The organism is Streptomyces sp. NPDC002698 (assembly GCF_042888945.1).
Taxonomy (GTDB): Bacteria; Actinomycetota; Actinomycetes; order Streptomycetales; family Streptomycetaceae; genus Streptomyces.
This window is the reverse complement of the sequence record NZ_JBIAQM010000001.1, coordinates 366,747-386,761: the sequence shown is the minus strand read 5'-3', so window position 1 is coordinate 386,761 and position 20,015 is coordinate 366,747. Positions and strand designations below refer to the sequence as shown.

At 70.8% G+C, this 20,015-nt stretch carries 15 protein-coding genes; 7 read left to right on the top strand and 8 right to left on the bottom strand.

Translation table 11 applies throughout. From position 1 onward, the window contains the following. Nucleotides 1-7: 7 nt before the first annotated feature. The 6 genes from ACFYW9_RS01690 to ACFYW9_RS01665 form a co-directional block, all read right to left on the bottom strand. Nucleotides 8-490: a hypothetical protein gene (locus ACFYW9_RS01690; protein WP_389143222.1), complete on the bottom strand. Its 483-nt coding sequence runs from the start codon at nucleotides 488-490 to the stop codon at nucleotides 8-10. Nucleotides 491-746: 256 nt separating this feature from the next. After that, on the bottom strand, nucleotides 747-2,000 hold the full coding sequence (locus ACFYW9_RS01685; RefSeq protein WP_389143219.1) for a styrene monooxygenase/indole monooxygenase family protein: 1,254 nt from the start codon (nucleotides 1,998-2,000) through the stop codon (nucleotides 747-749). 31 nt (nucleotides 2,001-2,031) lie between these two features. Beyond that, a complete protein-coding gene (locus ACFYW9_RS01680) occupies nucleotides 2,032-2,670 on the bottom strand; it encodes an ATP/GTP-binding protein (protein WP_328671385.1) in 639 nt (212 codons plus the stop codon). Beyond that, a complete protein-coding gene (locus ACFYW9_RS01675; protein ID WP_326785542.1) occupies nucleotides 2,651-3,061 on the bottom strand; it encodes a DUF742 domain-containing protein in 411 nt (136 codons plus the stop codon). The genes ACFYW9_RS01680 and ACFYW9_RS01675 overlap by 20 nt, the downstream gene beginning before the upstream one ends. Beyond that, the gene (locus ACFYW9_RS01670; protein ID WP_351859334.1) at nucleotides 3,061-3,561 is read right to left on the bottom strand and encodes a roadblock/LC7 domain-containing protein; all 501 of its coding nucleotides are present in this window, start codon (nucleotides 3,559-3,561) and stop codon (nucleotides 3,061-3,063) included. Before ACFYW9_RS01670 ends, ACFYW9_RS01675 begins: the two co-directional genes overlap by 1 nt. Next, nucleotides 3,558-6,686: a nitrate- and nitrite sensing domain-containing protein gene (locus ACFYW9_RS01665; protein WP_389143214.1), complete on the bottom strand. Its 3,129-nt coding sequence runs from the start codon at nucleotides 6,684-6,686 to the stop codon at nucleotides 3,558-3,560. The genes ACFYW9_RS01670 and ACFYW9_RS01665 overlap by 4 nt, the downstream gene beginning before the upstream one ends. Nucleotides 6,687-7,055: 369 nt before the next feature. Between ACFYW9_RS01665 and ACFYW9_RS01660 the strand changes: the two genes are divergently transcribed. After that, the gene (locus ACFYW9_RS01660; RefSeq protein ID WP_389143210.1) at nucleotides 7,056-7,844 is read left to right on the top strand and encodes a protein phosphatase 2C domain-containing protein; all 789 of its coding nucleotides are present in this window, start codon (nucleotides 7,056-7,058) and stop codon (nucleotides 7,842-7,844) included. A 170-nt stretch (nucleotides 7,845-8,014) separates the two neighbouring features. Here ACFYW9_RS01660 and ACFYW9_RS01655 read toward each other — a convergent pair whose 3' ends face one another. Next, nucleotides 8,015-8,533, bottom strand: coding sequence for a MarR family transcriptional regulator (locus ACFYW9_RS01655; RefSeq protein WP_351859328.1), 519 nt, complete (start codon nucleotides 8,531-8,533; stop codon nucleotides 8,015-8,017). A 296-nt stretch (nucleotides 8,534-8,829) separates the two neighbouring features. Here ACFYW9_RS01655 and ACFYW9_RS01650 point away from each other — a divergent pair, with 296 nt between their 5' ends. After that, nucleotides 8,830-9,648: a lysozyme gene (locus ACFYW9_RS01650; RefSeq protein ID WP_351859326.1), complete on the top strand. Its 819-nt coding sequence runs from the start codon at nucleotides 8,830-8,832 to the stop codon at nucleotides 9,646-9,648. A gap of 153 nt (nucleotides 9,649-9,801) precedes the next feature. Here ACFYW9_RS01650 and lon read toward each other — a convergent pair whose 3' ends face one another. After that, the gene (gene lon, locus ACFYW9_RS01645; RefSeq protein WP_351859324.1) at nucleotides 9,802-12,216 is read right to left on the bottom strand and encodes an endopeptidase La; all 2,415 of its coding nucleotides are present in this window, start codon (nucleotides 12,214-12,216) and stop codon (nucleotides 9,802-9,804) included. A 191-nt stretch (nucleotides 12,217-12,407) separates the two neighbouring features. Between lon and ACFYW9_RS01640 the strand changes: the two genes are divergently transcribed. The 5 genes from ACFYW9_RS01640 to ACFYW9_RS01620 all read left to right on the top strand — a co-directional run bounded on the left by ACFYW9_RS01640 (nucleotide 12,408) and on the right by ACFYW9_RS01620 (nucleotide 19,994). Further along, nucleotides 12,408-12,686, top strand: a complete 279-nt coding sequence (locus ACFYW9_RS01640) for a hypothetical protein (RefSeq protein WP_389143205.1) — start codon at nucleotides 12,408-12,410, stop codon at nucleotides 12,684-12,686. A 498-nt stretch (nucleotides 12,687-13,184) separates the two neighbouring features. Then, nucleotides 13,185-13,862 carry a spermidine synthase gene (locus ACFYW9_RS01635; protein ID WP_351859320.1) on the top strand — a complete coding sequence of 226 codons (678 nt, stop codon included), beginning with the start codon at nucleotides 13,185-13,187 and terminating at the stop codon, nucleotides 13,860-13,862. Between the two features lie 113 nt (nucleotides 13,863-13,975). Then, nucleotides 13,976-14,713, top strand: coding sequence for a response regulator transcription factor (locus ACFYW9_RS01630; RefSeq protein WP_037620929.1), 738 nt, complete (start codon nucleotides 13,976-13,978; stop codon nucleotides 14,711-14,713). Between the two features lie 62 nt (nucleotides 14,714-14,775). Then, nucleotides 14,776-15,915 carry a HAMP domain-containing sensor histidine kinase gene (locus tag ACFYW9_RS01625; RefSeq protein ID WP_351859318.1) on the top strand — a complete coding sequence of 380 codons (1,140 nt, stop codon included), beginning with the start codon at nucleotides 14,776-14,778 and terminating at the stop codon, nucleotides 15,913-15,915. A gap of 281 nt (nucleotides 15,916-16,196) precedes the next feature. After that, nucleotides 16,197-19,994: a multifunctional oxoglutarate decarboxylase/oxoglutarate dehydrogenase thiamine pyrophosphate-binding subunit/dihydrolipoyllysine-residue succinyltransferase subunit gene (locus tag ACFYW9_RS01620; RefSeq protein WP_389143200.1), complete on the top strand. Its 3,798-nt coding sequence runs from the start codon at nucleotides 16,197-16,199 to the stop codon at nucleotides 19,992-19,994. Nucleotides 19,995-20,015: the final 21 nt, after the last annotated feature.

Sequence of the window (20,015 nt, the reverse complement as noted above, 5' to 3'; positions counted from 1 at the left end):
GTCCTCGTCAGGGCCGCATGCCCGCCGCGGGGTCGCCGTCGCCGAGGCCTATCCACCAGTGTCCGTCGTCCTTCACCAGCAGCAGTTCCTGCCGCTGACCGGTTTCCTTGTACGTCACCGTCACCGGGTTGAAGTAGTCGACGACTCCCTCCAGCACGGTGACTTCGACGGGGCCGCCCGCCGCCCGGCCGTACTCGCGCACGTACTCGGCCGCGGTGGGCCCGGGCTGCTTGAAAGCGGGGCCGGCCAGATCGGCGATTCCCTTCGCGTCTCCGTCCTTGAGCCGCTGCACGTAGACCCGTACGAGGGTGTCGACGTCCTCGGCCGTCTCCTGTACGTCGGGGTACCTGGACTTTTCCGCGCGCACCGTCACGTCGACCTTGGGCGCGTCGGCCAGGGCGTAGGGCTCGCTGAACCAGTTCCACCACACGGCCGCGGTGATCCCGACAACCAGCAGGCCGCTGCCGAGCGAGATGGCCGGCTTCGTCATACGCACCTGCGCCTTCCTCCAGTACCAGTTGGACCGGACGCGGTGAACGCGTGGCCGGTTCCCGCACCCGAAGACGGCCGGTCGCTCCGGAACCGCTGTAGTGCAGCACAGCTGTAGTACAGCACCGCTGTACAGCAACGGACGGCCCAGGGGTTACCTCTGGGCCGTCCGTGGGCCGTTCGTGGGTCGGCCCAGTTGAACCGACGGCGGCGAGCTACGACAGGTGACGGCTGCTGGACCGCAGGTCAGATGGCCATCAGGCCCCGGTGACCGACGCCAGGTAGGCGGCCGTCTTCTCGGGGTCGAAGAAGAAGTTCTCGAAGTCGGCCGGGTTGTCGAAGCCGTTGGCGAACCGGTCGGCCACGGGCGGGAGCTGGCCCGCCGCTCCGATCAGGTTGAGCACGTGCTCCGGCGGGACGCCCAGCATCGCGTTCGTCCACTTGGTGACGTGCTGCGCGGTGTCCCAGTAGCGGTCGAACGTCGCCTGCATCCACTCCTCGTCGAAGGGCTTGTCGCCCTGCTCGACGATCGAGGCGAGGTAGGCGGCGGCGCACTTGGACGCCGAGTTGGAACCCTGGCCGGTGATCGGGTCGTTGGCCACGACGACGTCGGCGACGCCGAGGACCAGTCCGCCGCCGGGCAGCCGGCCGATCGGGTTGCGGACCGTGGGAGCGTACCGTCCGGACAACGTGCCGCCCGCGTCGGTCAGTTCGACGTTGGTGGCGCGCGCGTACTCCCAGGGCGTGAACCGCTCCATGAGTTCCAGGGTCAGGGAGAGGTGCTCGGCGGGGTCCTTGACGCCGTTGAAGACGTCGAGCGGGCCGCCGGGGATGCCCTCCCAGAAGAGGATGTCGGCGCGTCCCGAGGTGGTGAGCGTCGGCATGATGAAGAGCTCGCCGACACCGGGGACCAGGTTGCAGCGGACGGCGTCGTAGTCCGGGTGCTCCGGGCGCGGGCCCAGGCCGTGCACGTAGGACACCGCGAGGGCGCGCTGCGGCTCGGCGTACGGGGAGCGGGAGGCGTCACGGCCGAACATGGAGACGAGCTCGCCCTTGCCCGCCGAGACGAGCACCAGGTCGTAGGCGCGGGAGAAGTAGTCGAGGTCGGAGACCGCGGCACCGTGGATGACCAGCTGGCCGCCACGCTGCGCGAACGTCTCCATCCAGCCCGCCATCTTGACCCGCTGGTCGACCGACTGCGCGTAGCCGTCGAGCTTGCCGACCCAGTCGATGGCACGCTGCGAGGGGCCCGGGTCGAAGGAGCCGGGGACGGCGACGGAGACCCCGAGCCCTTCGATCTTCGGGGCCTGGGACTCCCAGAAGTTCAGCTGAAGATCGCGCTCGTGCTGGAGCGCCGTGTCGAACATGCACTGCGTCGACATGACCCGGCCGGAACGGATCTCGTCCGCCGTCCGGTTCGACATCAGGGTGACCTCGTACCCGTGCGACTGGAGTCCGAGGGCGAGTTGGAGTCCGGACTGGCCGGCTCCCACGACGAGTATCTTCCGCATGCGGGTTGTTTCTCCCAGTTCTCGGGCGTCCCTATTCGGGGCTGACTTCGAGCGCGTGGCCGACGAGCGCGAGCAGGGTCTCGACGACCGAGATCCGGCGACGCGCGTCCATGATCATGACAGGTATGTGTGAAGGCACCGTGAGTGCTTCGCGCACGTCGTCGGGCTCGAACTCGTCGCTGCCGTCGAAGTGGTTGACGGCGACGACGTACGGCAGTCCGCAGCTCTCGAAGTAGTCGAGCGCCGGGAAGCAGTCCGAGAGGCGGCGGGTGTCGGCGAGGACCACCGCGCCGATCGCGCCGCGCACCAGGTCGTCCCACATGAACCAGAACCGCTGCTGGCCCGGCGTGCCGAAGAGGTAGAGCACCAGGTCGTCGTCGAGCGTGATGCGCCCGAAGTCCATGGCCACGGTGGTGGTCAGCTTGTCCGGCGTACCCGTGAGGTCGTCGGTCTCCTCGCTGGCCTGCGTCATCAGGGCCTCCGTCTGGAGAGGCGTGATCTCCGAGACGGACGTGACGAGGGTGGTCTTGCCGACGCCGAAGCCGCCGGCCACCACGATCTTCGTGGCGATCGGCGCGCGCGTGCGGTCCGTCTGCCAGGCTTTCAGGTTCTCCTCTTCGTCGAGGAGGGGGGCGACGCCAGGTTCGGCGTCAGAGACGGCGGAGTCCACTCAGCACCCTTTCCAGCAGGGCACGGTCGGGCTGTCCCGGGCCGTGACCTGTTCCGTACACGCGGATCTTTCCCTGGTCCGCCAGATCACTCAAGAGCACGCGGACCACTCCGAGCGGCATCCTGAGGAGGGCGGCGATCTCCGCCACGGTCCGCATCCGGCGGCAGAGTTCGACGATGGCCCGCATCTCGGGCATGACCCGGGTGGTGAGCGAGCCGTTGGTCAGCTCCTTGCGCGCCTCCGGGGCCTCCAGCGCGGCCACGAACGTCTCCACCAGCAGGACGTGGCCGAAGCGTGTACGTCCGCCGGTGAGCGAATAGGGGCGTACCCGGGCGGGCTTGCGGTCGCCGCCGCGGACCGGGAGCTTCTTGACGCCGTTCGACACGGTCATCAGGCACTCCCGGGGGCGTCGGCCTCGAGGGATTTTCGGAGCTCGATGCGCAGCTCGGGGGTCAGGACGTGTCCGGCCCGGCCGACGAAGAGCGCCATGTGGTACGCCACGACGCTCATGTCGCAGTCCGCGGAGCCGTGCACTCCGAGCAGCGAGCCGTCGCTGATCGCCATGACGAAGAGGCTGCCCTCGTCCATCGCGACCATGGTCTGCTTGACCCCGCCGTTGTCCATCAGCTTGGCGGCGCCGAGGGTGAGGCTGCCGATGCCGGAGACGATCGTGGCGAGGTCGGCCGACGAGCCCTTGGGGCCCTTCGGCCGGGCGCTGTCGGCCGTCCTCGCCTCGGCGTTGTGGCCGGGGTCGGAGGAGAGCAGGAGCAGGCCGTCGGAGGAGACGACCGCGACCGACTGCAGGCCGGGCACCTCCTCGACGAGATTGGTCAGCAGCCAGTGCAGGTTACGTGCTTCGCTGCTCAGGCCGAAGGTACTGGTCGCGGTCAACTGCTTGCCTCCTCGGCTGTGCCCCCCGATGCTTCTACGTCCTGTGCGTCGGTCCGGTGACCGGTGGACGCGGGTCCTGCGGGCGCGTGTGCGGGTGCGGGGGCCGGCGGGGTCTGTCCTTCGGGCGTGGGGGTCTCCGCCGTCCGGTCCGCGATCTCGGCCTCCACGTCGCGTCGGCCTTCGACCGCGCCCCGGTGGAACCCGCCGAGCCTGCGGCGCAGTGCGTCGGCGTCCACGCCGCCCACGCGGGGGCGCGGTGCGGTCGCGGGGGCGGAGATCTTCGGTGTGCGTTTGGGCAGGCCCTTGTCGGTGAGCCTGGGGTGTTCGTCGGGAACACGCTCGTGGTCGTCGGGGCCGATGGCGTACGGGTCGGCGGCCGCCGGACCCGCGGCCGGGCCGTCGGCCGCGGACCCCGCGGGTGCCTCGGTGGCCGTTCCCTGGGGGACGTCCGCCGCCGGAGCGCGCTCCGCGGCCGGTTCGCCGGCGTGGGAGGCGGTCTCCGTGACACCGGGGGCCGTCCCGTCCGTGCGGGAGAGGGTCTCCGTGACACCGGCGGGCGTGGTGTCCCCGGCGAGTGCCCGGGCCGCCCCGGGGGATCCGGGGCCGGGTGCGTCGGCCGTCCCCGTGGTGCCGGTCGTGACGCCTGTGGCGGCCGGTTCCTCGGCGGCGTCCCGTGCGGGGGCCTGCGGGGCGAGCTCCGGGAGGAGCAGCTCCATCGTCGTCTCGGAGGTGCGTTCCGGCTCGGGCCCACGGGGCGCCGGGATGACCGGAGCCTGCACGGCCGGCCCGGACCCGGAGGCCTGCGTCCGCTCGGGCACCGTCTCCGGTTCGGTGGCGGACTCCTCGAGGGCCGCCTCGGCCGCCGCGATCAGCGGGTCCTCGGCGTCGGCCGGGGCCGAGGCCACGACCGAGGCGCGCAGGACCGAACGGCCGCGCAGCACATTGGAGTTGGCCTCGGCGTCCGCGCCCGGCAGGGCCACCGCGGGGGCTCCGCCGGCTAGCCGGACGGAGGCGGGGACGGTGGACGCGGGGGCGGCGGCGAGCAGCGCCTTCGGGAGGACGACCACGGCGGCCACCCCGCCCTGCTTCTGCTCGCGCAGCTTCACCCGTACGCCGTGCCGGTGGGCGAGCCGGGCCACGACGTACAGGCCGAGCCCGAGTCCCTCTCCGCTCTCCTGGTCGTACGTGTCCTCCGGGTCGAACTCGGAGAGGCGGGCGTTGAGGTGCCTCATCCGGTCGTCGGTCATGCCGATGCCCTCGTCCTGCACGGAGAGCATCACGTCACCGCTCTCCAGCAGCCAGCCGGAGAGTTCGACGGGCACGTCGGGCGGCGAGAACGAGGTGGCGTTCTCCAGGAGTTCGGCCACCAGGTGGCTGAGGTCGTCGGCGGCGAACCCGGCGATGTGCGCGTGCGGGGGCAGCGCGGCGATCCGCACCCGTTCGTACCGCTCGATCTCGCTGACCGAGGCACGGGCGACATCGACGAGCGGGACCGGGCCCGCGTGGTGCTGGACGTGCTCGGCGCCCGCGAGAACGAGGAGGTTCTCGCTGTGCCGCCGCATGACGGTGGCGAAGTGGTCGAGCTTGAAGAGGGTGGAGAGGCGGTCCGGGTCCTGCTCGCGCTCCTCCAGGCCCTCGATCACGCCGAGCTGGCGCTCGACGAGACCGAGGGTGCGCAGCGCGAGGTTCACGAAGGTGCTGTGGATGGTGCCGCGCACCTGCTCCAGGTGAGCCGCCGACTCGGCGAGTTCGGCGCGCAGCCGGTCGCGCTCGTCGGCCATCAGCTGGCGCTGGCCGACGAGGTGCTTGCGGTCGCCCTCGAGGGTGGCGATCCGCTCGTGCAGGCCGGCGGCGTGCGCGTGCAGTGCGTTGACGGAGCGGACGACCTGGGCGAACTCGTCGTTGCGGCCGGTGAACTTGACCGGTTCTCCGGAGGCCGGGTCGGCGGCGAGCCTGGCCGAGCCGAGGCGCAGGACGGCGAGCGGTCTGGTCAGGCTGCGGGCCATGGCCATCGTCATGCCGGCGGCGACCAGCATCAGGATGCCGAGCAGGGTGACGCGGAGCTCCAGCGCGGTGACGTCGTCGTCCCGCAGCGCTTCGACGTTCTTGGTGCGGCGGTCGTTGAGGGAGGCCTCGGCTCCGCGCATCAGCTCGATCCGGGCCGACAGGGCGGCGTCGAGCTTCTTGACGCCGGTGCCGAGCGCGGAGTCCGAGAGCTTCGGCTGCGCGGTGAGGTCGGCCAGGTACTTGTCCGCGGAGCCGACGTCGGGGCCGGTGACCGTGGAGTCGTACGACGTCACGGCCTGCTTGGGCGCGGTCTCGCGGAAGTCCGCGATGGCCGCGTCGGAGCGGAGGCGCGCCTGCTGGGCGGCGGCGCTCAGCGCGTCGCGCTGCTTGGTGTCGGCGGCCGACGAGGTGTTCGTGGTGTCCGTCAGACCCGTGACCGGGTTGTAGACGCTCTGGGTGGTGTGCGGGATGCCGAGGGCCGCCAGGAGCAGTCCGCGGGCCGCGGCGGACTGCTGGACGGCGGTGTCCAGCTCGGCGAGGGCGTGCGAACCGGCGCCCGCGCGCGGCGGCATCCGGTCGGCCAGGTCCTCGGCGAGGGCGTGGAGTTCGGCGATGGCGCCGGAGTAGGCCTGGTGCGCCTCCAGGGCGGAGCTCTTCCCGGTGAGCGCCGATCGCCTGAGTGTCGCGATGCCGTCGAGGTCCTCGAGCAGCGCGGCGGGGGCGTCCGCGTCCGCGCGCAGCTCGTCGACCTGGCGGTCGACCAGCGCGCTGCGCCGCTCGGAGGGCGCCTTGGCCTTGGGCCTGCCGGCGGCGACGTAGGAGGTGACCTCGTCGCGCTCGTCGGCCAGCGCGTGCGCGAGGGTCAGCGCCTGCTGGGTGCGCTGGGCGAGCGTCACCAGATTCTGGGAATCATTCAGTTGCTGTGAGGCCGACAGGACCATGGGCGCCCCGGCTCCGGCGATGGAGGCCGCGACGACCGCCACGGCCACGATCAGCCGGTTGCGTACATGGGCGGTCCTGCCCCGGCCCGTGGAGCCGGTGGCGTCGCCGACGGCGCCACCCTCTGTGGAGTTGGAGGCCGTCTTCTTGCCTGTGCGCCTCGGCCGCGTCTTCTGCACCGGTGCTCGCATTCCTGACTCGTGTACCCATTTGGGGCCCGGGTGACGTCCCGTCAATCGCGGCGTACGCCCGGTACGGCTCCCGACCCTCCCAGTGCCGGTGGGCAGTGGTCCCGCATCATCTGACCCGCCACCCGAAGGAGTGAACATCGGAGGGGAGTTGGCGGGCAAGTCTCCCCGGTGCCCGCGACGGACCCGCGCGGCGGGCCGGTTGGACGTCCGGGACGGGCTTTGGCAGTATTCGCCGCCACGTTTTGCCGGAGTCGATCATTCCATGCCAAACCCGGCGCCTGAGCTGCTGAACCGCACGTCGGGCGTCGCCCGGCGTCCTTCCGGCACCCTTGTGAAGGGCTCGTGCAGACTGGCGGAATGCGCACTGAACTCGTGTCGGAGCCCGGAGACCCGGACCACCCCAATGAGGACTTCGCATCGGTCGGGCTTCCCGCTTCAGGACAGGGCGGTTCACTGGTCGTGCTCGACGGGGTGACACCACCCCGGAGCGGCGACGGCTGTCTGCATTCGGTCCCCTGGTTCTCCGCGCGGCTCGGCGGCGCGCTGACCGAACTGTCCGTTTCGCAGGGGGATTTGTCCCTGCGGGAGATCCTGGCGCGGGCGATCCACCGCGTCGCCGACGCACACACCGACACCTGTGACCTTTCTCACCCGCGTACGCCCCAGGCAACCGTGGTCCTCGCGCGGTGGTCCGCGTCGCGGGTCGAGTACCTGATCCTCTCGGACTCGGCCCTGCTGGTGGAATCCCCCTCCGGCGAGGTCACCGCCCTGCTGGACGACCGCCTCTCACGGCTCCCGCGCACGGCCCTCGCCTCGGACGCCGTCGCCGACTCCACCGTCCGCAACAAGGAGGGCGGCTTCTTCACGGCCGCCGCGGACCCCTCGGTCGCCTCGCGCGCGGTGACGGGCACCCTCCCCCGGCCCTCGGTACGCGCCCTGACGGCCCTCACGGACGGCGCCACCCGGTGGGTGGAGAGGTTCCACGCGGGCGACTGGGCCGAACTGTTCGCCCTCGTGCGCGAAGAGGGCCCGGCCTCGCTCGTCGAGCGCGTACGGCGCCTGGAGCGCTCGGACGCGGCGGAGCGGCCGGGGTCCCGGCGGGGCAAGACGCACGACGACGCGACGGTGGTGTTCGTGCACCTGTGAGCGGGACCGCGAGGGGACCGTGAACGGCGCCGCGCGTCGTGCTCTTCGGGGAATCGTGAGGGGAACCGCGCGGGGAACCGCGAACCGAACCGCGCACGGCGCCGCGCGTCGAGCCGCGAGGGGAACCGTGCGGGAAGCTGTCCGAAGGCGCGGGCGCCGGCCGGGTGGAGCTACCTCTCCATGCCGCGGTTCAGCTGGTTCAGCAGGCGGGCGAGTTCCGCGACCTCGTTCTGGTCCCAGTGGGCGAGTTGGCGGACATAGCGGGCCCGGCGGGCCTCGCGGACGCTGGAGACACGTCCGCGGCCCTCGTCGGTGAGGTGGACGAGCCAGGCGCGGCCGTCGGCAGGGTCGGGTTCGCGCGCGACCAGGCCCAGCTCCTCCAGGGCGCGCAGCTGCCGGGACATCGTGGCCTTGCCGACGCCGATGTAGGCGGCGAGTTCCGTGGCGCGCTGGCGGCCGCACTCCTCCAGACGGACGAGGAGCCCGTACGCGGCGGACTCCAGGTCCGGATGCACCTCGCGGGCCATCTCCCCCTGGTTGGCGCGGGCGCGGCGCAGAAACACGGTCAACTCGCGTTCCAGGGAAAGGAACTCGCGCTCCACACCGCCGTGCGCCGCGGGCCGGTCCACACCATTTCCCGACACGCCGGATTCGACCGGACGTCCGCCGTCGTTTCCGCCCTCGTGCACGTCAGCACCCCTGACCCGGTTTCCCGATCCTGAAAGTTTCTGCCGGAACTCGCCGTTGCCGCAGCTCCGCCAGTATTTCGCAGGCGTAGACCAACGGCAGCCCCCGGCCCCTCTTCCCACACCGTCGTCTACGTGCGTAGCTTCTTTATCAGACACCCTTTACTGGCATGCGCACGCCACTCCCAGGTCGAGACGGCCTGATCCCCCCGGGGCACGCATGCCCGCGCTTTCCCCCCACCGAGCTCCCCCGAGCTCCCCCGGGCTCCGGAGCTCCATCGCCCTTCGGAGGCACGCACATGTCCGTGCACGGATCCGGAACGGCCCGCCGCCTGCGAGTGCTCGCGGCAGGAACCCTGCTCGCCGCCTTCTCCCTCCTCTCCACCCTCCCTTCCTCCGCCGCCGACACCCCCGCCCGCGGCTCCGCCCGGATGGGCATGGGGGTCATCGGCCACGACGGCCAGGACGGCACGCCGTCCACCGGTGACGCCACCCAGACAGAAGGTGTGGACGTGGCCGGCTACCAGGGCAACGTCGCCTGGTCGACGCTGTGGAACAGCGGGGTCAGGTGGGCCTACACCAAGGCGAGCGAGGGGACGTACTACACGAACCCGTACTTCGCCCAGCAGTACAACGGCGCGTACAACATCGGCATGATCCGCGGGTCGTACCACTTCGCGACCCCGGACACCACGACCGGTGCCGCCCAGGCCAACTACTTCGTCGACCACGGCGGCGGCTGGTCGGGCGACGGCAGGACGCTGCCCGGCACCCTCGACATCGAGTGGAACCCGTACGGGGCCGCCTGCTACGGCAAGACGCAGAGCGCGATGGTCAGCTGGATCAGCAGCTTCCTCACCCAGTACAGGGCCAGAACGGGCCGTGACGCGGTGATCTACACGGCCGCGAGCTGGTGGACCCAGTGCACCGGCAACTACAGCGGCTTCGCGTCCGCCCATCCCCTGTGGATCGCGCGGTACGCCTCCGATCCGGGGACGCTCCCGGCGGGCTGGGGCTTCTACACGATGTGGCAGTACACGTCGTCGGGCCCGACGGTCGGGGACCACGACAAGTTCAACGGTGCGCTCGACCGGGTGCAGGCACTGGCCAACGGCTGACAGACACCTGACGTACAGCAGGACAGCAGGACAGCCGGCGTACGGCGAAGGCGCCCGACGCTCTTCGACTTGGCGCTCGACGCATGGCGCATGGCACGGCGAAGGCCCGGGCCTCCCTCACGGGACCCGGGCCTTCCCTTCCGGCAGCGTCCGTCACGCCGCTACCGGAACCTCCGGCACCGCGCCGTTCGTCGCCGGCGCCAGTGCCAGCTCCAGGACCTGGCGGACGTCCGTGACGGTGTGGACGTCGAGCTTCTCCAGGACCTCGGCCGGGACGTCGTCCAGATCGGCCTCGTTGCGCTTGGGGATGATCACGGTCGTGACACCCGCCCGGTGCGCGGCGAGCAGCTTCTGCTTCACCCCGCCGATCGGCAGGACCCGGCCGGTCAGCGAGACCTCACCGGTCATGGCCACATCGGTGCGGACCAGCCGGCCCGACAGCAGCGACGCCAGGGCGGTCGTCATCGTGACGCCCGCGCTCGGGCCGTCCTTGGGGACCGCGCCCGCCGGGAAGTGGATGTGCGCGCCCCGGTCCTTCAGGTCGCCGACGGGGAGTTCGAGCTCCGCGCCGTGCGAGCGCAGGAAGGAGAGCGCGATCTGCGCCGACTCCTTCATCACGTCCCCGAGCTGGCCGGTGAGGGTCAGACCGGCCGCGCCCGTCTCCGGGTCGGCCAGCGACGCCTCCACATAGAGGACGTCACCGCCCGCGCCGGTGACCGCGAGACCCGTGGCGACGCCGGGCACCGCCGTACGGCGCTCGGCCGGGTCCTGCGCCGACTCGGGCACGTGGTGCGGGCGCCCGATGAGCTCGCGCAGATCGGTGTCGGTCACCGTGAACGGCAGCTCCCTGCGGCCCAGTTCGTGCTGGGCCGCCACCTTGCGCAGCAGCCGGGCGATGCCCCGCTCCAGGTTCCGTACGCCCGCCTCCCGGGTGTACTCCCCCGCGAGCTTGCGCAGCGCGCTCTCGTCGAGGACGACCTCGTCCTTCTCCAGGCCCGCCCGCTCCAGCTGACGCGGCAGCAGGTGGTCCCGGGCGATGACGACCTTCTCGTCCTCGGTGTAGCCGTCCAGGCGGACCAGCTCCATACGGTCGAGCAGGGCCTCCGGGATGGCCTCCAGGACGTTGGCCGTGGCGAGGAACACGACGTCGGAGAGGTCGAGTTCGACCTCCAGGTAGTGGTCGCGGAAGGTGTGGTTCTGCGCCGGGTCGAGGACTTCGAGCAGCGCCGCCGCCGGGTCGCCCCGGAAGTCGGAGCCGACCTTGTCGATCTCGTCGAGCAGGACCACCGGGTTCATCGACCCGGCCTCCTTGATGGCGCGCACGATCCGGCCGGGCAGCGCGCCGACGTACGTACGGCGGTGTCCGCGGATCTCGGCCTCGTCCCGGACGCCGCCGAGGGCGACGCGGACGAACTTGCGGCCCATCGCGTGCGCGACGGACTCGCCGAGCGAGGTCTTGCCGACGCCGGGCGGGCCGACGAGCGCGAGCACGGCGCCGCCGCGCCGGCCGCCGACGACTCCGAGACCGCGCTCGGAGCGCCGCTTGCGCACGGCGAGGTACTCGGTGATGCGCTCCTTCACGTCGTCCAGACCGGCGTGCTCGGCGTCGAGCACGGCCTGGGCGCCCCGGATGTCGTACGCGTCCTCGGTCCGTTCGTTCCACGGCAGCTCCAGGACGGTGTCGAGCCAGGTCCGGATCCAGCTGCCCTCGGGCGACTGGTCACTGGACCGCTCCAGCTTCTCGACCTCCTTGAGGGCGGCCTCGCGGACGCTCTCGGGAAGGTCGGCGGCCTCGACCCGGGCGCGGTAGTCGTCGGACTCGTCCTCGCCGTCCTCTCCCTTGAGGTCGCGCAGTTCCTTGCGTACGGCTTCCAGCTGGCGCCTCAGCAGGAACTCGCGCTGCTGCTTGTCGACGCCCTCCTGGACGTCCTTGGCGATGGACTCGGCGACGTCCTGCTCGGCGAGGTGCTCGCGGAGCTGTTCGGTGGCGAGCTTCAGCCGGGCCACCGGGTCGGCGGTCTCCAGCAGCTCGACCTTCTGTTCCACGGAGAGGAACGGTGAGTAACCGGCATTGTCGGCGAGGGCGGAGACGTCGTCGATCTGCTGCACCCGGTCCACGACCTGCCAGGCGGCGCGCTTGCGCAGCCAGCTCGTGGCCAGGGCCTTGTATTCCTTCACCAGGTCGGTGACCCGGCCGGGCAGCGGGTCGGGCACGGTCTCCTCGACCCGGGTGCCCTCGACCCACAGTGCCGCGCCGGGACCCGTGGTCCCCGCGCCCACCCTCACGCGCCCACGCCCTCGGATCAGCGCGCCCGGGTCACCGTCGGCCAGCCGGCCGACCTGCTCGACCGTGCCGAGCACACCGGTGCTCGCGTAGGTCCCGTCGATGCGTGGCACCAGGAGTACCTGAGGCTTTCCCGGCGTTGAACGGGCGGCGGCCTGAGCGGCCTCCACCGCGGCCCGCACATCGGGGTCGTTCAGATCCAGCGGAACCACCATTCCGGGCAGCACTACCTCGTCGTCGAGCGGCAGCACGGGCAGAGTGAGTGATGCGGACGTCGAAGCCATGATCTCCCCTTCGGCAGTCAAGTTGAGCTATGCCGACTCAATGCACGGGGACTCCGCAATGTTCCCCGGAGGCCGTTCGCTGTGAGCGATCGCTTGCGAACCCGGTGCGGGCGTCCCGGCCCCTGGACTCCGGGGCCTCGCGGGCCGTCCCCGGGATGCGAGGTGGCCACCGGCCTCGGATGGTTGGAGTCATGAACCATCACCTCGCCCAGAACAAGATCGAAATCGACACCCGGCTCGTCACGGCCGGCGCCGTGCTCACCGCGGCCGGTGCCCTGGTGGCGTGCACCGGCATGGTCATCGCCGCCGCCGCCGTGTTCGCCGCGGGCCGGCGCATGCTCCGCGCCATGGATGTGCCTCCCTCGCAGGTGGCGGCCATGAAGTGGCGGCAGGCCAAGGAGGCCTCCCTGGCGGGCGCGCAGGCCTGGCAGTCCGCGTCCGACGCCCAGAACGGGGCGCCCCACCGTTGACCGGGCGCCCCGTCGTCCCTCCTATGGCTCAACGGGTCGCTTCCTGTCCGCGAGGGGACGGACGAAGAGGCCCGTGAGCCGCCCGGGCAGTGGCCGGCGGACGGCCGCCCGGGCAGTGGCCGGCGGACGGCCGCCCGGGCAGTGGCCGGCGGACGGCCGCTCGGGCAGTGGCCGGTGGATGCGAAAACTCGGCCGGTGAGAGTGGAGGCCCAGCCGACGGAGGGTGGAGACCCTGCCGGCGAGGGCGGAAGCCCAGCCGACGGAGGGTGGAGGCCCAGCCGGTGAGGGTGGAAGCCCGGGTCGGCGTGGCTGGACGCCCAGCCGGTGAGGGCGGAGGCCCGGGTCGGCGGTCGCCGAGGGGTCGCCTGGGCCGTGCCCGAGGCTTCCGGACCGCGCCGCGTCAACCTCGCGGTGCCCGCCGTCACCCCGTCACGCCATCCCCCCGTTCCTCGGCGAATTCCCGCGACCCGTACAGGTGAAAATGCCAGGATGGCGGCCATGACCGCCTCGTACGAGACTCCCGAAGTCATCGACCGCCGTCAGAGCCCGTACGGCGAGGTCGTGCTGCGGCGCCACGGAGCACTGCTCCAGATCATCGCCAACGGGTGTTTCCTGATGGACACGTCCGACGGGCGTTCCGAGCGGCTGCTCATGGACGCGGCGTACGACGCGCTGGACGGGCGCCCGGAACCGAGCGTGCTGATCGGGGGGCTCGGCGTCGGGTTCTCGCTGGCGCACGCCGCGGCCGACCGCCGCTGGGGACGCATCACCGTTGTCGAGCGCGAACGGGCCGTCATCGACTGGCACCGGGGCGGCCCGCTCGCCGCGCTGTCCGCCGAGGCGCTCGCCGATCCGCGCACCGACATCGTCGAGAGGGACCTCGTCGACTACGTCAATGAGATCTCCGACACGTTCGACGCCCTGTGCCTCGACATCGACAACGGACCCGGCTGGACGGTCACCGAAGGCAACGCGGGACTGTACGGTGCGTCCGGACTGGCAAGCTGCGCAAGGGCGTTGAGGCCTGGCGGCGTCCTCGCCGTATGGTCGGCGCAGCCCTCTCCGGAATTTGAAGTTACCTTGCGGAATGCCGGATTCCGACGGGTCCGTACCGAAGTGATCCCCGTTGCCCGGGGCGTTCCCGACGTGGTGCATCTCGCGGTGAGGCCTGGATAGCCGAGGCGCACCCACTGCCCGTACCCTGCTTGCCTGGCGCGGATCATTCAAGCGTCAAGCGCAGTCATGGGATCACCCCACGGATTCCGGAAAGCACACTTCAGGGGCGGGCGATGGAGCAGACACACACCTCCCAGAACGGTACGGCGGCGACCCCGGGCGCTCAGCGCCGGGTTTTGGTCGTCGAGGACGACCCCACGATCGTCGACGCCATCGCGGCCCGTCTGCGAGCCGAGGGATTCCTCGTGCAAACCGCGGGCGACGGCCCGGCCGCCGTCGACACCGCCGAGGCATGGCAGCCCGATCTGCTGATCCTCGACATCATGCTGCCCGGCTTCGACGGTCTGGAGGTCTGCCGGCGTGTGCAGGCCGCCCGCCCGGTGCCGGTGCTGATGCTCACCGCGCGCGACGACGAGACCGACATGCTGGTCGGGCTCGGAGTCGGCGCCGACGACTACATGACCAAGCCGTTCTCGATGCGCGAGCTCGCGGCCCGGGTGCACGTCCTGCTCCGCAGGGTCGAGCGCGCGGTCGTCGCGGCCTCCACTCCGCGCAGCGGCATCCTGCGGCTCGGCGAGCTGGAGATCGACCACGCGCAGCGCCGGGTGCGGGTCCGCAGTGAGGACGTACACCTCACTCCGACCGAGTTCGACCTGCTGGTCTGCCTCGCGAACACCCCGCGTGCCGTACTCTCGCGCGAGCAGCTGCTCGCCGAGGTGTGGGACTGGGCGGACGCCTCCGGTACCCGGACCGTCGACAGCCACATCAAGGCGCTGCGCCGCAAGATCGGTGCCGAGCGGATCCGTACGGTGCACGGCGTCGGCTACGCGCTGGAGACCCCGACTCCCTGAGCCGGGACTCCGCAGGAGGGTCGGGACCCGGGCGACCGGGACCCGGGTGAGGGGCTGATGTGATGAGCGGACCCGGAGAGCGGGGACGCGGGCTCGGCGAGCGCGCGTCCGGTGAGCGCAGGAGCTCGGGCTCCTGGGGCGAGGTGCGACCCTTCTCCATCAAGACGAAGCTGGGCGCGCTGGTCGTCATCTCCGTGCTCATCACCACCGGTCTGTCGATGATCGCGGTGCACACCAAGACGGAGCTCCGCTTCATCACGGTGTTCTCGATGATCGCCACCCTGCTGATCACGCAGTTCGTCGCGCACTCGCTCACCGCGCCGCTGGACGAGATGAACGCGGTGGCCCGCTCGATCTGGCACGGGGACTACACCCGCCGGGTGCGGGACGACCGGCGCGACGAGCTGGGCGACCTGGCCCAGACGATCAACCTCATGGCCGACGAGCTGGAGGCCCAGGACCGTCAGCGCAAGGAGCTCGTGGCGAATGTCTCGCACGAGCTGCGGACCCCCATCGCGGGTCTGCGCGCGGTCCTGGAGAACGTCGTGGACGGCGTCTCGGCCGCCGATCCCGAGACGATGCGCACCGCGCTGAAGCAGACGGAGCGCCTGGGGCGGCTGGTGGAGACCCTTCTCGACCTGTCCCGGCTGGACAACGGCGTCGTACCGCTGCGCAGGCGGCGCTTCGAGGTGTGGCCGTATCTGTCCGGGGTGCTGAAGGAGGCCAACATGGTCGCCTCCGCGCGCGCGGACCTCGCCTCGGGCTCCGGCGGCGGCCACACCCGTAAGGACGTCCATCTGCACCTCGACGTGTCCCCGCCGGAGCTGACCGCGCACGCGGACCCGGAGCGGATCCACCAGGTCGTGGCGAATCTCATCGACAACGCGGTCAAGCACAGCCCGCCGCACGGCCGGGTGACGGTACGGGCCCGGCGGGGCGACCATCCCGAGTCGCTGGCCCTGGAGGTCCTGGACGAGGGGCCCGGCATTCCGAAGTCGGAATGGCACCGCGTCTTCGAGCGGTTCAACCGCGGCGGGGTGCCCGCGCCGCACGGTCCGGGCAGCGACGGCGGTACGGGACTGGGCCTCGCGATCGCCCGCTGGGCGGTGGATCTGCACGGCGGACGCATAGGTGTGGCCGAATCTCAGCGGGGTTGCCGGATCCAGGTCATCCTTCCGGGACTCCCTTCTCTGCCAAGTTGACGTAAAGTTCGAACCGGAGCCGCAAGATCCACCACTGTCGCCGCCGGCGTACACGTGTGATCAGGCACAGGACCGCGTGAGCCGTGCCGCGGCCTCGGGCCGACGTACCCTTTCCCCTGCGGAACCTCGCTTGTTTCCCGCCATTTCCATGGGCGAAACACGGATTCCGATGTGACTTACGCGACGTTGGACGGGCCCGGCCTGACCTTCCCGGCCAGGGAGGCGTAGCCTTTATTCCCGCTGTCCATCACCTTGCGAAGCGGAAGAGGGCGGTTAGCGCCGTGTCGCCACAGTCCCCCAGTAACTCGAGTATCTCGACCGATGACCAAGCCGCCGGGAAGAACCCCGCGGCCGCCTTCGGTGCCAACGAGTGGCTCGTCGACGAGATCTATCAGCAGTACCTCCAGGACCCGAATTCCGTAGACCGAGCCTGGTGGGACTTCTTCGCCGATTACAAGCCCGGGGCGCCCGCCGCCTCGGCTCCGGCGGGTACTGCGGCCGCGGGGGCCGCAGGGACCACCACCACGGCCGCGCCGGCCGCTCCCGTGCCGCCCGCGGCGCGCCAGGCTCCTCCCCAGGCCCCTGCCGCGCCCGCGCCCGCTCCGGCCGCCGCTCCCGCGGCTCCGAAGCCCGCGGCCGCCGCCCCGGCTCCCGTGAAGGCCGCTCCGGCCGCCGCGAAGCCGAAGGCGGCTCCGGCCACCGAGGCGCCCGAGGGCCCCGAGTACGTCACCCTGCGCGGTCCCGCCGGTGCTGTCGCGAAGAACATGAACGCCTCCCTGGAGCTGCCCACGGCCACGTCCGTGCGCGCGGTCCCGGTGAAGCTGCTCTTCGACAACCGCATCGTCATCAACAACCATCTGAAGCGCGCCCGGGGCGGGAAGATCTCCTTCACCCACCTCATCGGGTACGCGATGGTGCAGGCCATCAAGGCCATGCCGTCGATGAACTGGCACTTCGTGGAGAAGGACGGGAAGCCCACCCTCGTCAAGCCTCCGCACGTCAACTTCGGCCTCGCCATCGACCTGGTGAAGCCCAACGGCGACCGCCAGCTGGTCGTCGCGGGCATCAAGAAGGCCGAGACGCTGAACTTCTTCGAGTTCTGGCAGGCCTACGAGGACATCGTCCGCCGCGCCCGTGACGGCAAGCTGACGATGGACGACTTCACCGGTGTCACGGTCTCGCTGACCAACCCCGGCGGCCTCGGCACCGTCCACTCGGTCCCGCGCCTGATGCCCGGACAGTCGGTCATCATGGGCGTCGGCTCCATGGACTACCCGGCGGAGTTCCAGGGCACCTCCCAGGACACCCTGAACAAGCTCGGCATCGCCAAGGTCATGACGCTCACGTCGACCTACGACCACCGGGTCATCCAGGGCGCCGCCTCCGGCGAGTTCCTGCGCATCGTCGCGAACTTCCTGCTGGGCGAGACCGGCTTCTACGACGAGATCTTCGAGGCGCTGCGGATCCCCTACGAGCCGGTCCGCTGGCTCAAGGACATCGACGCCAGCCACGACGACGACGTCACCAAGGCCGCCCGCGTCTTCGAGCTGATCCACTCCTACCGGGTCCGCGGCCACGTCATGGCCGACACCGACCCGCTGGAGTACAAGCAGCGCAAGCACCCCGACCTCGACATCACCGAGCACGGGCTCACGCTGTGGGACCTGGAGCGCGAGTTCGCCGTCGGCGGCTTCTCCGGCAAGTCCCTGATGAAGCTGCGCGACATCCTCGGCGTCCTGCGCGACTCGTACTGCCGCACCACCGGCATCGAGTTCATGCACATCCAGGACCCGAAGCAGCGCAAGTGGATCCAGGACCGCATCGAGCGCCCGCACTCCAAGCCGGAGCGCGAGGAGCAGCTGCGGATCCTGCGCCGGCTGAACTCCGCCGAGGCCTTCGAGACCTTCCTGCAGACGAAGTACGTCGGCCAGAAGCGCTTCTCCCTGGAGGGCGGCGAGTCCGTCATCCCGCTCCTCGACGCCGTCATCGACAGCGCCGCGGAGTCCCGCCTGGACGAGGTCGTCATCGGCATGGCCCACCGCGGCCGCCTGAACGTCCTCGCGAACATCGTCGGCAAGTCGTACGCGCAGATCTTCCGCGAGTTCGAGGGCAACCTCGACCCGAAGTCGATGCACGGCTCCGGCGACGTGAAGTACCACCTGGGCGCCCAGGGCACCTTCACCGGCCTGGACGGCGAGCAGATCAAGGTCTCGCTGGCCGCCAACCCGTCCCACCTGGAGACGGTCGACCCGGTCATCGAGGGCATCGTCCGCGCCAAGCAGGACATCATCAACAAGGGCGGCACGGACTTCACCGTCCTGCCCGTCGCCCTGCACGGTGACGCGGCCTTCGCCGGCCAGGGTGTGGTCGCCGAGACGCTCAACATGTCGCAGCTGCGCGGCTACCGCACGGGCGGCACGGTCCACATCGTCATCAACAACCAGGTCGGCTTCACCGCCGCCCCGGAGTCGTCACGCTCCTCCATGTACGCCACCGACGTGGCCCGCATGATCGAGGCGCCGATCTTCCACGTGAACGGTGACGACCCCGAGGCCGTCGTCCGTGTCGCGCGTCTGGCCTTCGAGTTCCGTCAGGCGTTCAACAAGGACGTCGTGATCGACCTCATCTGCTACCGCCGCCGCGGACACAACGAGTCCGACAACCCGGCGTTCACGCAGCCGCTGATGTACGACCTGATCGACAAGAAGCGCTCGGTGCGCAAGCTCTACACCGAGTCCCTGATCGGTCGCGGCGACATCACCCTCGAAGAGGCCGAGCAGGCGCTCCAGGACTTCCAGGGCCAGCTCGAGAAGGTCTTCACCGAGGTCCGCGAGGCCGTCGCGCAGGCGCCCGAGGCCCACGTCCCGGACGTCCAGGCCGAGTTCCCGGTCGCCGTCTCCACCGCGGTCTCCCAGGAGATCGTGAAGCGGATCGCCGAGTCCCAGGTCAACATCCCCGACAACGTCACCGTGCACCCGCGGCTGCTCCCGCAGCTCCAGCGCCGCGCGGCGATGATCGAGGACGGCACGATCGACTGGGGCATGGGCGAGACCCTCGCCATCGGTTCGCTGCTCCTGGAGGGTACGCCGGTCCGGCTGTCCGGCCAGGACTCGCGCCGCGGCACGTTCGGCCAGCGCCACGCGGTGCTGATCGACCGGGTCAACGGCGAGGACTACACCCCGCTCCAGTACCTCTCGGACGAGCAGGCCCGCCTGAACGTCTACGACTCGCTGCTCTCCGAGTACGCGGTCATGGGCTTCGAGTACGGCTACTCGCTGGCCCGCCCGGACGCGCTGGTGATGTGGGAGGCGCAGTTCGGCGACTTCGTCAACGGCGCGCAGACGGTCGTCGACGAGTACATCTCGGCCGCCGAGCAGAAGTGGGGCCAGACGTCCGGCGTCACCCTGCTGCTCCCGCACGGCTACGAGGGCCAGGGCCCGGACCACTCCTCGGCCCGGATCGAGCGCTTCCTCCAGCTGTGCGCGCAGAACAACATGACGGTCGCCCAGCCGACGTCCCCGTCGAACTACTTCCACCTCCTGCGGTGGCAGGTGCACAACCCGCACCACAAGCCGCTGGTGGTCTTCACCCCGAAGTCGATGCTGCGCCTGAAGGCCGCCGCGTCGAAGGCGGAGGAGTTCACCTCGGGCCAGTTCCGCCCGGTCATCGGCGACGACTCGGTCGACACGGCCGCCGTGCGCAAGGTCGTGTTCTGCGCCGGCAAGCTGTACTACGACCTGGAGGCCGAGCGGAAGAAGCGCGGCTCCACGGACACGGCGATCATCCGTATCGAGCGCCTGTACCCGCTGCCGGGTGCCGAGCTCCAGGCGGAGATCGCCAAGTACCCGAACGCCGAGAAGTACCTGTGGGCCCAGGAGGAGCCGGCGAACCAGGGTGCCTGGCCGTTCATCGCGCTCAACCTGATCGACCACCTGGACCTGGCGGTCGGCGCGGACGTCCCGGGCGCCGAGCGCCTGCGCCGCATCTCGCGTCCGCACTCCTCCTCCCCCGCCGTCGGTTCCGCGAAGCGGCACCAGGCGGAGCAGGAGCAGCTGGTGCGTGAGGTGTTCGAGGCGTAGGCCTCCGGCACGACAGCGTGA